Source organism: Asticcacaulis biprosthecium C19 (genome assembly GCF_000204015.1).
Lineage (GTDB): Bacteria > Pseudomonadota > Alphaproteobacteria > Caulobacterales > Caulobacteraceae > Asticcacaulis > Asticcacaulis biprosthecius.
In genome coordinates, this window is record NZ_GL883081.1 from 250,828 (window position 1) to 264,303 (window position 13,476).

A 13,476-nucleotide genomic window follows, 5' to 3' on the forward strand; every position below is an offset into this window, starting at 1 on the left:
GCTCGTAAACGGGGAGAGGTAATTTACGAAGCATCTTCAACGCTTTACTGCGTAGCTCCCCGCCCCCACGGGCTCGGCTTCTTACCCATTACCAGTTCCAGCTTGCCGCCATTGACGATGTCGGACTGGCGCAGGAAGGCGTCCTTCAGCACCACACCGTTCAGCCTGGCCGACTGGATATAGATGGCGTCCGGACCGGCATTCTTTGCGACAATCTCAAACGTCTTGCCATTCTCCAGCCGGATCAGGGTGCGCGGCTGACGCGGGCCGTGCAGATAGAACAGGTCGCTTCCCAGCTTCGGGAACAGGCCGATGCGGTTGAAGACATAGTGCGAGCTCATGGCACCATTGTCTTCGTCACCCGGATAGGCATCCGCCGTAAAATCCTTGAAAATCCGATCCGCCCAGTAGGCCGACAGGTCCGGCCGGCCGATATTGTGGAACAGCCAGGGCGTCGTAAAGGACGGCTCGTTCGTCATATCGATCAGCCCGGCCGACAGGGCGTGCTCCAGGCGCTCACGGAAGCGGTCTGGTCCGCCCATCACCTCGATCATGCCCGGAATGTCATGCAGCATGTCATAGGAATAAACCCAGGCCGTACCTTCGTAGAAGCCGACATTGTTGTAGGTGACGCCGTCCCAGCCCAGCTTCGGATCCAGATCCTGAAACCGGCCATCGGCATATTTCGGGATGATAAAGCCGCTGAAACCATCGCTGGTGGCGTCGGCATTCCAGACCTTGCGCCAGTTGCCGGACCGTTGCAGCAGCAGGGCGGCCTTGTCGGTATCGCCAGCCTTCTCGGCGAGTTTGGCCGCGAAATAGTCGTTCAAGGCAAAGCCGACTGTTGACGAACCTGACTTGGCGCGCTGGTTGTTGGGTTCAGGGCTGCGATCGCCGACGGCGAAGTAACCTTCGACCAGATAGCGCGGACGGCGGCGTTCGAAGGCATTGAAATGGACCACCTTCCAGGCCGCGTTCCAGTCGATGCCTTCGATGCCACGCAGCAGGCCTTCACCGATGACATTGTCGACCTCGTCTCCGCCCTGGCCGACATGGTAGTTGCGACCACCGATGATGGCGGTGTCGGCGTAACCGAACTTGTCAAACGTGTGAATGATTGAGCCGACATTGGCGGCATACTCGCGCGGCTTGATCAGCGACATCAGCGGGAAACCAGTGCGATACGTGTCCCAAAGGGTATAGTAGTCATCCCAATAGGGTGCGTGCATCTCGGAATCGACCTGATCGAGCGACCGGTCGCGCGGCTGGATCGCGGTGTGATACAGGGCGGTGTAGAAACGCCGCTTGTCGGCATCGGCGACGCCGCTGATTTCGATGCGGCCCAGTTCGGTGTTCCAGGCGTCGCGGGCCTGGGTACGCACGGCGTCGAAATCCCAGCCGGGAATGTCGCGATCCAGCAGTTGCTGAGCCCGTTCGGGACCAGCAAAGGACACAGCGACCTTCATCAACACCGGCTTTTGCCCGTTGGCAGCAAATGACCACCAGGCGCCCAGGCGCTCGTCGGCGCCGGTCTTGGCGTTTGTGGCACCGGTCATGACCTCACCGTTTTTGAACACGCCCCAGCCCGTGGGTTTCGTGTCCATTTGCGCGACGAACCAGATATCGAACTTCGCCGGGTTCCAGTAGCCCTTGGCCTTGACCCGGCCGACAATACGGCCCTGCTCCGGATAGAGGGTAACCTCGGCATTGTCGCTGGCCTTTACGCCCAGGATCTTGCGCGTGATATCAAAGACGATATTGGCCTGGTCGGTGGCCGGGTAGCTGAAGCGGTACATGGCGGCATAGTGCGCCGGCGTGACCTCGGCGCGAATATCGTAGCGCGACAAGGTGACGGCATAGAGATCTGCACCGGCCTGCTCATTCGCCTTGGGCGATAGATGGGCCGCCTCGTCGAATTGCGGCGCGCCGACCTGAGGCGAGACCAGGAAAGTGCCATAGGTGGTCACCCCGCCGGAGCCCTGAGTATGCAGTTGGGCAAAGCCGCTGATCTCGGCCTTTGGGTCGTAGCCGGCATTGCTGCCGGTCAGGGTCTGGGGGCTCGGATGGATAGAGCCATGCGGCAAGGCGGTGCCGGGGATGGTGTCGCCCTGGTTGTCGTTGCCGACGCCGACCATCGGATCGACGTAGGTGTAGAGCGGCGTTCCCGCCAGGGTGGTCGTGGCGAGCATCAGGCCGGCCGTTACGGCCGCAAGCAACTTATAGGACACGATCAGACCTTTCCGCGATGGGATTTGGCATAGGCGTCGAACGCCACGGCGGCGACGATGATCAGGCCGATCACGACCTGCTGGAAGTAGGAGGAGACGTGCATGATGACCAGGCCATTGGAAAGCACGCCGATCAGCAGGGCGCCAATCAGTGTGCCGCGAATGCTGCCCGAACCACCCGACAGGCTGGCCCCGCCGATCACCACCGAGGCGATGACGCGCAGTTCGTAATTGATGCCGGCCACGGCCTCGGCCGAGCCCAGGCGCGCCGACAGCAGGAAGCCTGACAGACCGGCCAGGAAGCCGACGATGACATAGACGCTGATGATCACCGCCTTGACGTCGATGCCGGCCAGGCGCGCCGCCTCGGCATTGCCACCGACCGCATAGACCTGACGGCCATAGCGTGTGTGACGCAGGGCGATATGGCCGGCCAGGGCGACCAGAGCAAAGATGATGACCGGGACGGGAATGCCCAGCACGCTGCCTGTACCCCACCAGCGGTAGCCGTCGTCGAAGCCCGAGATCGGCCCGCCGTCATTGAGGATGAGGGTGGCGCCGCGCCACACGGTCATGCCGCCCAGCGTGACGATAAAGGCCGGCACCTTTAGCCAGGTGACCGACTTGCCGTGGAGGTAGCCCGCGGCCAGGCCGATAAAGGACGCTACCAAAAGCGCGACCAGCCACTGCGGAACCGCCCCTCCCATCGCCTGCACCACCCAGGCGGCCGCAATGGCGGCGAAGGCGAGCAGCGAACCGACGGCCAAGTCGACCCCGGCGGTCAGGATGACAAAGGTCATGCCCACGGCGATGACGCCGTAGATCGACACCTCGGTCAGGATATTGACAGCATTGCGCAGCGACAGAAAGCGCGGGTTCCAGGCGGCGAACACGACGATCAGCAGCAGCAGGAACAGGGTGGTGCCCCAGGTCCGCAGGAAGGCGACCATATCGAAGGGCTGCCGCTCGGTTGAGGTGCTCATACGATCTCTTTCATGCTGCGCGTCCAGTTGCCATCAGGCCCATCAGGGTTTCTTCATCGGCGGCAAAACCGTCGAGCGTGCCGGCAATGCGGCCTTCGCGGAAAACGATAATACGGTCGCTGACCGCCATCACTTCGGGCAGTTCCGACGATACGACGATGACGGCGACGCCAGTGGCGGCCATGTCGAACAGGACCTGGTGGACATCGGCCTTGGCACCGACGTCGACGCCGCGGGTCGGTTCATCAACGATCAGGACCTTGGGCGACAGGGCCATGCAGCGGGCCAGCAAAACCTTCTGCTGATTGCCCCCGGACAGGGTAGCGATGGCGACGCCGTCATGGGCCATACGGATGTTAAGCCGCGTACGAAAGTCTTCGACCAGGGCCTTTTCAGCGGTTTCGTCGACAAAAATGCCCCAGCGCGACAGCCGCTTCAGGCTGGGCAGGGACAGGTTGTGGCGGATGGAATGCTCCAGAAAACAGCCCTGCTGCTTGCGATCCTCGGGCACCAGGGCGATACCGGCCTTAAGCGCGTCGCACGGCGAGGCCGGGTTTACGACCTCGCCGTTCAGGGTGATGGTGCCGCTGTCCATGGCATCGGCGCCGAACAGCACACGAACAAGGTCGGTACGCCCGGCCCCGACCAGCCCGGCCAGGCCGACAATCTCCCCGGCGCGGACCTCGAAGCTGACGTCCGTCAGCGATGTGCCGCGCGCTTCGTGACGGCCGCGCTTGCGGCTGACACCATCGACCTTCAGCACGATCTCGGCGGGTTCGCGGTGCGGTGGCCGCTGCAGGAACTCGACATCGCGCCCGACCATCAGCCGCACCATGCCAGCGACCTCGATCTCAGCCACCCGCCCGGTGGCGACGAAGCGGCCGTCGCGCAGCACGGTATAGCCGTCGCAGATGGTCTTTACCTCTTTGAGACGATGGGTGACATAGATGACGGCGATCCCCCGCGCCTTCAGCTCGCCGATGATCCGGTGCAGGATATCGACCTCGCGCGGGCTCAGGGCCGCCGTCGGTTCATCCATGACGATCAGCTTCGCCTGAAGCGTCATGGCGCGGGCGATCTCGACCATCTGCTGGTCAGCGATGTTCAGTCGGCGGACCTCCATATCGGGGTCGAGGTCGAGCCCCAGGCCATCGAGCACGGCCCGGGCGTCGGCGCGGAGGCGTTTGTGGTCGATCAGACCGAAACGCAAGGGCTCCCGGCCGAGATAGAGGTTTTCGGCCACCGTCAGGAAGGGCTGGAGATTGAACTCCTGATAGATGGTGACGATGCCGGCGCGTTGGCGCTGGACCGGCGTGTCGGACGCGGACAACGCGGCACCATCAAATGTCAGGCGGCCGGAATCGCAAGCCTGCGCCCCCGACAGGATTTTCAGCAAAGTCGACTTGCCTGCGCCGTTTTCGCCCAGCAGCGCATGAACCTCACCAGACGCCACCGACAAACGCGCACCGTCCAGCGCCACCACGCCGGGGAATCGCTTGGTGATGTCGGCGAGGTCCAGCAAGGCCATTTGGCTACTTCATTTCGGCGATGCGCGACGCCTCAGTCAGGTTGTCGCGCGTGATCAGGACCGGGGTCAGGCTGTTGGAGGCGATCGGGGCATTGTTTTTGAGATGCTCCACCACCGCGCGCAGGGCGGTGCGGATCTGTTCGCCCGGGTTCTGCTCGACCGTTGCCGCCATGTCACCGGCCTTGATGCGGCCCAGGGCTTCGGGAATGGCGTCGAAACCCAGGACGGCGATCTGCTTAGATGTAAAGCCGGCACCGCGAATGGCTTCCAGCGCGCCCATGGCCATGTCGTCGTTCAGGCACAGGATGGCGTCCGGATGGGCCCCGCCCATGGAGGTCAGAACGTTCTGGGTCACGCTGAGCGCCTGGTCCCGCTTGGAGTTGCCGGTCTGCTCGGCGACGATCTGATAGGCCGCACCACCGGCCGCCAGGCCTTCGTGGACGCCCTTGACGCGTTCGATCGAGGACGAACTGCCCGGGTCGTTGGTGATGACCACCACCTTGGCGCCCTTGGGGTAGGTCCTGACCACCCAGTCGGCCATGGCACGGCCACCGGCGACATTGTCGGCGCCGAAATGCGGCACGGGGTGCTTTCCACCGCCGATAGAGCGATCGACCGACACGACGATGACACCTTCGCCGGCCAGGGCGTCGGTCGTCGACGATAGGGCCTTGGAGTCGGTCGGCGCAATGATCACCGCGCCGATGCCCTGGATGCGGGCGGCTTCCAGATCCGACACCTGCTTGGAGGAGTTGTTCTGTCCGTCCAGGACCTGGACCTTGACGCCCAGTTTCTGAGCCTCGTCTTCCAGGTCACGGCGCATGGCGACGAAGAAGGGCTGGGACAGGTCGCTGAAACTGACGACGATATCGCCGGAACCGGCCTCCTCGCCTTTCGAGCAGGCGGCCAGGGTGGAAAGGCCGAACAGGGCGGTGGCAGCCAGCATGTGGCGGCGGCTGATGGACATGTGTTCCTCCCGGGGAGCGCGGCCGATTGGTCGACCATTTTTGTATTTGTTATAAATGGAATTTTTATTCCACGTCAACGCAGTTGTCGGACTTTTCCTGCCTTCATGACATCGTCGGCCAACCTATGACATCGTTGGAATGACAAAACTCGAATCGGCCAGGACGCCGCCGCGCGGCCAGCGCTGGGTGACCGTCTTGACGCGGGTATAGAAACGCACCCCATCCATACCATATTGGTTAAGGTCACCGAAGCCCGACCGCTTCCAACCGCCGAAGCTGTGATAGGCGACCGGTACCGGGATGGGGACATTGATCCCGACCATGCCGACCTCGACCTGATCGGCAAAATCGCGGGCGTAGTCGCCGTTGCGCGTAAAGATGGCGACGCCATTGCCATAGGGATGCTGGCTGGGCAGGCGCAGAGCCTCTTCGAAGCTGTCGGCGCGAACTATCTGGAGAACGGGGCCGAAGATTTCGTCCTGGTAGGACTTCATCTGTGGCGTCACTCGGTCGAACAGGGTCGGCCCGAGGAAGAAGCCGCTCTCGTACCCTTGCAGCGCAAATCCGCGACCGTCGCGGACCAGTTCGGCGCCCTCGTCCACGCCCATCTGGATATAGGACTCGATGCGCGCCTTATGGGCGGCGGAGACCACCGGGCCGTAATGCGCATCCGCATCGGTCGATACGCCGACCTGCAGGCTTTCGATGGAAGCCACCAGCCGTTCGCGTAAGGCGTCGGCGGTATGGTCGCCAACGGGGACCACCACCGGCAGGGCCATGCAGCGCTCCCCGGCCGAGCCATAGGCGGCGCCCATGATGTCGGCCACCGCCTGGTCGAGATCGGCGTCGGGCAGGACAATGCCGTGGTTCTTGGCGCCGCCCATGCACTGCATGCGTTTGCCCTTGGCAGCGCCGCGGCCATAGACATATTGCGCGATGTCGGACGAGCCGACGAAGCTGATCGCCTTGATATCGGGATGGTTCAGCAGGGCGTCGACCACGGCCTTGTCGCCTTGCACGACGTTGAGAACATCCGTCGGCAGGCCCGCCTCGACCAACAGTTCGGCCAGGCGCAGCGGCAGCGACGGGTCGCGCTCGGAAGGCTTGAGAATAAAGGCATTGCCACAGGCCAGGGCCGGCGCGAACATCCACATCGGGATCATGGCCGGGAAGTTGAACGGGGTGATGCCGGCGACGACGCCCAGAGCCTGCCGCATCGAATAGACATCGATGCCGGGCCCGGCGCCCTGGGTATAGTCACCCTTCAGCAGGTGCGGAATGCCGCAGGCGAATTCGACCACCTCCAGTCCGCGCTGGATATCGCCTTTCGCGTCGGCAATGACCTTGCCGTGCTCGCTGGACAGCAGATAGGCCAGCGCCTCCATGTCGCGTTCCAGCAGGCGCTTGAACTCGAACAGGATGCGGGCGCGGCGTTGTGGATTGACGGCCGCCCACCCGCGTTGGGCCGCTTTGGAAGCCGCCACAACGCGTTCGACCAAAGCCGTGTCGCCCAACTGGACCTGTGCCTGAACCTGACCGGTATTGGGATCGAAGACATCCGACACACGCCCGTCACCCGGTTGAAGCCGGCCGGAATAAAAATGTCCGATAGCGCGCATACAGGCAGAACCTCGACTGATCCGGTCCGGGGTGAACCGCAATATTCAGAATGAATATTTCATTAGATTGATATTTGCAATATTCGTTTTATATTGCCACAACGCCCGGCGCCGGGCGACTCTACGGACCGCATCAAGACGGCCGGAAACTGACAGGGATGCTACGCCGATGAGACGATGGTCCGCAAGGGTTTTGACGGGAATGATCGTGGCTTTCGCCGCCCCTGCCTTCGCCGGTGAGGTTGTACTGTACGACGGCGCACGGGTGGCCAATATCGTCCATGACGACCGCGACGCCGGCCGCACCCTTAACCTGGCCGCCGACCTGCTGGCGCGCGACCTGACCAGCCTGAGCGGTCGGACACCGAATGTCTCCGGCAAGGTCCGAGAATGCGGCGAGGTCTGCGTCGTGGTGGGTCTGTACGACGCCCCGCAAATCCGCCGTCTGGCGGGACTGGCCGGGGAAAACCTGTCCGGACTGAAGGGCCAGTGGGAGATCTATCGCCGCTTTGCCGTCCGCGATGGCGGAACAACCTACCTGGTCATTGCCGGCTCGGACCGGCGTGGTGCGGTCTACGGGACGGTCGACCTGTCGCGTCAGTTGGGCGTGTCGCCGTGGGAATGGTGGGCCGATGTTACCCCGCGCCGCCAGGACCGGCTGGCGATCGACGACGCCCCCCTCACCTCCAAAACGCCGTCGGTCCAGTACCGCGGCATGTTCCTCAATGACGAGGACTGGGGTCTGGAGCCGTGGGCCGCCGAAACCTTCGACCCCGCAACCGGAAATATCGGGCCGAAGACCTATGCCAAGGTGTTCGAGCTGATGTGGCGCCTGAAGGCCAATACCGTGTGGCCGGCCATGCACACCATCTCGACGCCATTCTACGGCAATAAGGGCAATCCGCCGCTCGCCGAGGACTATGCCGTCGTGGTCGGCACCTCGCACGCCGAGCCGATGATGCGCAACAATCTGCGCGAATGGGACGAGCATGCCCGCGGCGCGTTCGATTTTACCCGGAACCGGCCGGCCATCCTGGAGTATTGGCGCCAGCGGGTGCGTGAAGGCAAGTCGTTCGACAACATCTATACCGTGGGACTGCGCGGGATCCATGACGGACCGATGCAGGGCGCCAACTCCATGGCCGAGCGCCAAGCCGTCCTGCAAACCGTCATCGGCCTGCAACGTGACATCCTGAAACAGGTTTACAAGCGCCCCGCCCAGACCGTGCCGCAGGTCTATGTCGCCTATCACGAACTGCAGGAAGCCTATGACGCCGGCGGGCTTACCATCCCTGACGACGTCACCCTGATGTGGGCCGACGACAACTACGGCTATATCCGTCGCTTCAGCACGCCGGAAGAAAGGGAACGCTCCGGCGGCGGCGGCATCTACTACCACCTGTCCTACTGGGGCCGGCCGCACGACTATCTGTGGCTGGGGACGACGCACCCGTACCTGATGCACGAACAGATGGGCCGCGCCTGGGATCTGAAAGCCCGACGGATGTGGATCGCCAATGTCGGCGACATCAAGCCGATCGAATATCTGACCCAGTATTTCCTCGACCTGGCCTTTGATGCCGAGACGTTCAAACAAACGCCGCGCGACTACCTGTCCGGCTTCATGACCGAGCAGTTCGGGGCGGATCACGCCGCCGAAATCACCGACATCATGATGGGTTATTACGACCTGGCATTTGAGCGCAAACCGGAATTCATGGGTTTCGGCCAGACCGAATGGGTCAACCAGAACCGTCGCAGCGATTATGTCCGTGGCGATGGCGAAGAAGCCCAGGCACGGATCAGGGCCTATGCCGATCTGACGGCCCGCGCCGAAGCCGTGGCCGAAAACATCCCGGCCGACCGCCGTGACGCCTATTTCGAACTGGTCCTCTATCCGGTGCGGACCTCAGCGGCGCTGAATGAACGCGTCCTCAAGCTGGACCTGGCCGATCTCTATGCCGGCCAGGGCCGCGCCGGCCCCAACCTGTATGTGGCCCAGGCGAAGGACGCCCATGCCGTCATCGTGCGCGACACGGAAACCTACAACAGCCTGAACGGTGGCAAGTGGCGCGGCATGATGGATATGGCGCCGCGCCACTTGCCGGTGTTCGAAGAACCCGCCTGGCCGAACTGGTCCGCCTCGGTGAAACTGGGCTGCGACCTGGCGGTGACCGGTCAGTGGTACAACGACAACAACACCCTGCCTTTCGTTGCCGGCCGGCCGCAAAGCCGCCCCGTGACAGTTTTCGGTCATCGCGAGACACGTCTCACATGGCAGGCCGGGACGAATTCGGCGGGCTTTACCCTGTCGTCAACCTCCGGTGAACTGAACGCCGCCAATGGCTACGAACAGCGCCTGACCCTGCACTATGACGGTTCGGCGGCGCCGGGCGACCGCACCCTCACCGTCAAGTGCGGCGAACAGGACTTGCCCCTCTATGTCCGCGTCCTGCCCGCCCTGCCCGACGGCGCGGCGGAAGACAATCGCATCGTCACCCTGCGCGCCACCGCCGGCGAGATCGGTCCTGACTGGCAAACGATTGAGGGTCTGGGCAGCCTGGGCAGCGTCCTGCGCGCCCGGCTCGATCTGCCCTCCGGGCCGCAGGGCACGCCGGCCGTCTACAGCTTCTCAACCTCGACCGAGGTCGGCGGGGTATTAAAGGTCATCGCCCTACCGACCCATGCGCTCGATCCCGGCAAGGGCGTGAGGGTCGCTGTACAGTTGGACGGCGGCCCGGTGCAGGTGCTCGATTTCGCCACGTTGGGGCGCAGTGATGCGTGGAAAAACAACGTCCTGACCAATACGGCGGTCGGCACCCTGCCGCTGAAACTGCTGACCAAGGGCCAGCATGAGATCCGGGTGTATCCTCTCGATCCGGGCGTGACTCTCGATCGCATCGAGATCGACCTTGACCGCGCGCCCTATCACTATGGCGCCGTGGAGCCGCAACCGTGAAAGCCGCCACCCTCGCCCTATTGCTGATGCTGCCCGCTGCCGCTCAGGCCGCCGATAACACTGCCAATCCGCAATTCGCCGCCGCCCGCGCGGCACTCGATACCGCCCTTGACCGGCCACCACCGCCGCGTCGGGCGCGCAATGTCATCCTGTTTATCGGTGACGGCATGGGGATCAATTCGGTCACGGCCGGACGCATTCTGGCAGGCCAGACGAGGGGGCTGGACGGCGCCAGCTACCAGTTGTCATTCGAGACACTTCCCTATGCCGGCCTGTCCAAGACCTATTCAGCCGACAAGCTGGTCACCGACTCGTCGAACGGCATATCGGCGATCATGACGGGCGTGAAGACGATCAACGCCGCCACCGGCGTCGATGACAGTGTCACCGGCAAGGACTGCCCGAGCGCCCTGAAGGGGCATATACCGACCCTTGCCGAACAGGCGGCACGCGCCGGACTGGCCACCGGTGTCGTAACGACCTCAGGTATCACCGACGCTACGCCGGCCGGCGCCTACGGCCACACCACCTTTCGCGGCTGGCGCGCCGATGTCGATCTGCCGCCCGAGGCCGTGGCGGCGGGCTGCATCGACCTGGCGCGGCAACTGGTCGAGGCGCCGGAGACGATCCGACTGGATGTCGCTTTCGGCGGCGACCTGAACAACTTCCTGCCCGCCGGCGCTGGCGAAGGCCGACGCAAGGACGGCCGCGACCTGACGGCGACCTGGCTGGGCTACCCTCAGGCCCGCCTGGTCCGTGATGCTGCTGGGCTGGGCGCCCTCAACACGCAGGTCGCCGGCCCTGTGCTGGGCCTGTTTGCCGGCGGAGACCTGCCCTCCGCCGCGGACCGCCCCGACACCGTGCCCAGCCTGGCCGCCATGACCGCCACCGCCATCGACCTGCTGTCGCAGGATTCTGACGGCTATGTCCTGCTGGTCGAGTCGGCGGCGATCGACAAATGGCACCATCAGAACAACGCCTACCGCGCCCTGACCGAGGTCGATGAACTGTCCAGGGCTGTCCAGGTCGCTCTGGAACGCACAGATCCGCGCGACACCCTGATCATCGTCACGGCCGACCATAGCCATGGCCTGGTGCTGACGGCGGGCTCCAGTCGCGAGGAACCCGTCCTGGGCCTGGTTCGCTACCACGGCGAGATCCAGGCCGACGGTAATGGCCGCCCCCGCACAACCCTGTCCTACGCCACAGGCCCTTCAGGCCCGAAAGACGGCGTGGCGACGACAATTCCGGACCAGACGGATGTCTTGAGCCCCGACTATCGCCAGCCCGCCCTGACCTATATGACCAGCGCCCAGCACGCCGGCGAGGACGTCCCGGTCTATGCCCGCGGTCCCGATGCCGACCTGCTGACCGGCACGTTTGAATCGAACTACATCTATCAGGTCATGGCGCACGCCCTCGATCTCGATGCCCGCTTGCACAAAAGCCCCGTCGCGGTAGAGTCGCACCCCGGCAGCGGCCACCAGGAGCAGGCAAATGGACGGCAATAACCTCAGGGCCGACAAGGAGCGCCGTGCCTATCACGATGTCGGTAACGACTTGATCCGGCGCATCCGCACCGGCGAATTCGGCTCCAGCGGCCGCTTGCCGACCGAGCGCGACCTGGCGCAATGGTACGAGGTCGGTCGCACCGTCATCCGCGACGCCCTGGTCATGCTGGAGGTCAAGGGCCTGGTCGAACCGCGCCAGGGCTCGGGCATCTACATTACCAAGCGTGCCTATGAAGCGGCTCCCGACGCCGTGCGCATGGAGACGCCCTCCCTGCCGCCGGCAGGACCATTCGAACTGCTGCAGGCACGGCAATGGCTGGAAAGCCATATCGCGCGGCTGGCGGCGGTCAATGCGACGGCCGAGGACATGGAGATCATCGAGAAGGCCGCCCACAACCATAGCCGCGCCCACTACGGCGAGCCGAAGGAAAACTACGACATCCAGTTCCACATGGCGATCGCCCAGGCGACCCAGAACAGCGAACTGGCGCTTCTGGTCAGCCAGCTTTGGCACCGCCGCGATGATAACCCGCTGTGGCGCAGCCTCAACGAACATATCAAGGATGCCCATTACCGCGACCGCTGGGTCAATGATCATGAATTGATCGTCGAGGCCCTCCGCCGGCGCGACGGCGACGCCGCCTTCGTCGCCATGTGGACCCACATCGAAAACGTCAAATCCTTTCTGCTGGCGTCCAATGCCCTGGATGACACCCGGCCCGCTTCGAAACGAAAGACCCGCCCGTGAAAGCCCTCCGCCTCGCCACTCTCGCGCTTGCTCTGGCCCTACCCGCCGTGGCCGCCGAACCGATTTCGCCGCGCTTCAACGCCGATCCGTCGCCGCATGTCTTTGACGGCAAGGTCTATGTCTACGCCACCAATGACCAGGACAATTCCGGCAAGTATTGGGATTCGACCGACTGGCGGCTGTTCAGTTCGAATGACCTGAAGACCTGGGCGGATGAAGGTTCCTTCCTGTCGGTGACCGTGTTCAAATGGGCCAAGCCCGACGCCAAGGCCTGGGCGCCGGAAGCGGCCTATCGCAACGGCAAGTACTATTTCTATGCGCCCGTCGGCGGTGACAAGATCGGCGTGGCCGTCAGCGATCATCCCAAGGGGCCATTTATCGATGCCCGCAGCGATGCCCTGGTCGACAAGGCGCGCGACGCCAATGCCGGTGCCGAACCGATCGATCCCGCAGTCCTGATCGACGATGATGGCCAGGCGTATCTGCTCTTCGGCACGCGTGTGCCCAAGATCGTCAGGCTGAAGGCGAACATGATCGAGACCGAGGGCCCGATCCTTGATATCGCGATTGAGGGCTTCCCGGCGGATGACGCCAAGAAAAAGTACGGGGAAGCGCCCTATCTGCACAAGCGTGACGGGATCTACTACTTCACCTTCTCGACCGGCTGGCCGGGTCAGATTGTCTATGCCACGGCCGCAACGCCGCTTGGCCCCTTTACCTATCGCGGCGTGGTGCTCGACTATCTTGAGATCAACACCAACCACCAGGCCATTATTGACTTCCAGGGCCAGCCGTGGCTGTTCTACCACGATAAGCTGCTGGAAGGCGGCGGCAGTTACAAGCGCTCGATCACCTTCGCGCCGCTCAGCTACAGCGAGGGTGGTGCTATGGTCGAGGTCAGGAAGTAGCCGTCAGATCGGCCGACGCAACCA

At 63.6% G+C, this 13,476-nt stretch carries 9 protein-coding genes; 4 read left to right on the forward strand and 5 right to left on the reverse strand.

What is annotated here, in order from left to right; all coding sequences use genetic code 11:
- Nucleotides 1–44: 44 nt before the first annotated feature.
- The 5 genes from ABI_RS23175 to ABI_RS23195 all read right to left on the reverse strand — a co-directional run bounded on the left by ABI_RS23175 (nt 45) and on the right by ABI_RS23195 (nt 7,326).
- Nucleotides 45–2,228 (reverse strand): GH92 family glycosyl hydrolase, encoded by a 2,184-nt coding sequence (locus ABI_RS23175; protein ID WP_245531433.1) that lies wholly within the window; start codon nt 2,226–2,228, stop codon nt 45–47.
- A 2-nt stretch (nt 2,229–2,230) separates the two neighbouring features.
- Nucleotides 2,231–3,211: an ABC transporter permease gene (locus ABI_RS23180; RefSeq protein ID WP_006275518.1), complete on the reverse strand. Its 981-nt coding sequence runs from the start codon at nt 3,209–3,211 to the stop codon at nt 2,231–2,233.
- Nucleotides 3,212–3,221: 10 nt separating this feature from the next.
- Nucleotides 3,222–4,739, reverse strand: coding sequence for a sugar ABC transporter ATP-binding protein (locus ABI_RS23185; RefSeq protein WP_006275519.1), 1,518 nt, complete (start codon nt 4,737–4,739; stop codon nt 3,222–3,224).
- Between the two features lie 4 nt (nt 4,740–4,743).
- Entirely contained in the window at nt 4,744–5,706 is a 963-nt protein-coding gene (locus ABI_RS23190) for a substrate-binding domain-containing protein (RefSeq protein ID WP_006275520.1), read from the reverse strand.
- Nucleotides 5,707–5,829: 123 nt separating this feature from the next.
- Entirely contained in the window at nt 5,830–7,326 is a 1,497-nt protein-coding gene (locus ABI_RS23195) for a CoA-acylating methylmalonate-semialdehyde dehydrogenase (protein ID WP_006275521.1), read from the reverse strand.
- A gap of 202 nt (nt 7,327–7,528) precedes the next feature.
- Here ABI_RS23195 and ABI_RS23200 point away from each other — a divergent pair, with 202 nt between their 5' ends.
- Genes ABI_RS23200 through ABI_RS23215 form a run of 4 tightly spaced genes read left to right on the forward strand, consistent with a single transcriptional unit; the run spans nt 7,529 to nt 13,452 of the window.
- On the forward strand, nt 7,529–10,285 hold the full coding sequence (locus tag ABI_RS23200) for a glycosyl hydrolase 115 family protein (RefSeq protein ID WP_245531434.1): 2,757 nt from the start codon (nt 7,529–7,531) through the stop codon (nt 10,283–10,285).
- Nucleotides 10,282–11,796 carry an alkaline phosphatase gene (locus tag ABI_RS23205; protein WP_006275523.1) on the forward strand — a complete coding sequence of 505 codons (1,515 nt, stop codon included), beginning with the start codon at nt 10,282–10,284 and terminating at the stop codon, nt 11,794–11,796. The genes ABI_RS23200 and ABI_RS23205 overlap by 4 nt, the downstream gene beginning before the upstream one ends.
- Complete coding sequence (locus ABI_RS23210) at nt 11,783–12,544, forward strand: FCD domain-containing protein (RefSeq protein ID WP_006275524.1); 762 nt, start codon at nt 11,783–11,785, stop codon at nt 12,542–12,544. Before ABI_RS23205 ends, ABI_RS23210 begins: the two co-directional genes overlap by 14 nt.
- Complete coding sequence (locus tag ABI_RS23215) at nt 12,541–13,452, forward strand: family 43 glycosylhydrolase (RefSeq protein ID WP_040310017.1); 912 nt, start codon at nt 12,541–12,543, stop codon at nt 13,450–13,452. The genes ABI_RS23210 and ABI_RS23215 overlap by 4 nt, the downstream gene beginning before the upstream one ends.
- Nucleotides 13,453–13,476 lie beyond the last annotated feature (24 nt).

Excerpts from the sequence above, each read along its gene's own strand:
- ABI_RS23180 (WP_006275518.1), bottom strand. The coding sequence starts at position 3,211 with ATGAGCACCTCAACCGAGCGGCAGCCCTTCGATATGGTCGCCTTCCTG.
- ABI_RS23185 (WP_006275519.1), bottom strand. The coding sequence starts at position 4,739 with ATGGCCTTGCTGGACCTCGCCGACATCACCAAGCGATTCCCCGGCGTG.
- ABI_RS23190 (WP_006275520.1), bottom strand. The coding sequence starts at position 5,706 with ATGTCCATCAGCCGCCGCCACATGCTGGCTGCCACCGCCCTGTTCGGC.
- ABI_RS23195 (WP_006275521.1), bottom strand. The coding sequence starts at position 7,326 with ATGCGCGCTATCGGACATTTTTATTCCGGCCGGCTTCAACCGGGTGAC.
- ABI_RS23200 (WP_245531434.1), top strand. The coding sequence starts at position 7,529 with ATGATCGTGGCTTTCGCCGCCCCTGCCTTCGCCGGTGAGGTTGTACTG.
- ABI_RS23210 (WP_006275524.1), top strand. The coding sequence starts at position 11,783 with ATGGACGGCAATAACCTCAGGGCCGACAAGGAGCGCCGTGCCTATCAC.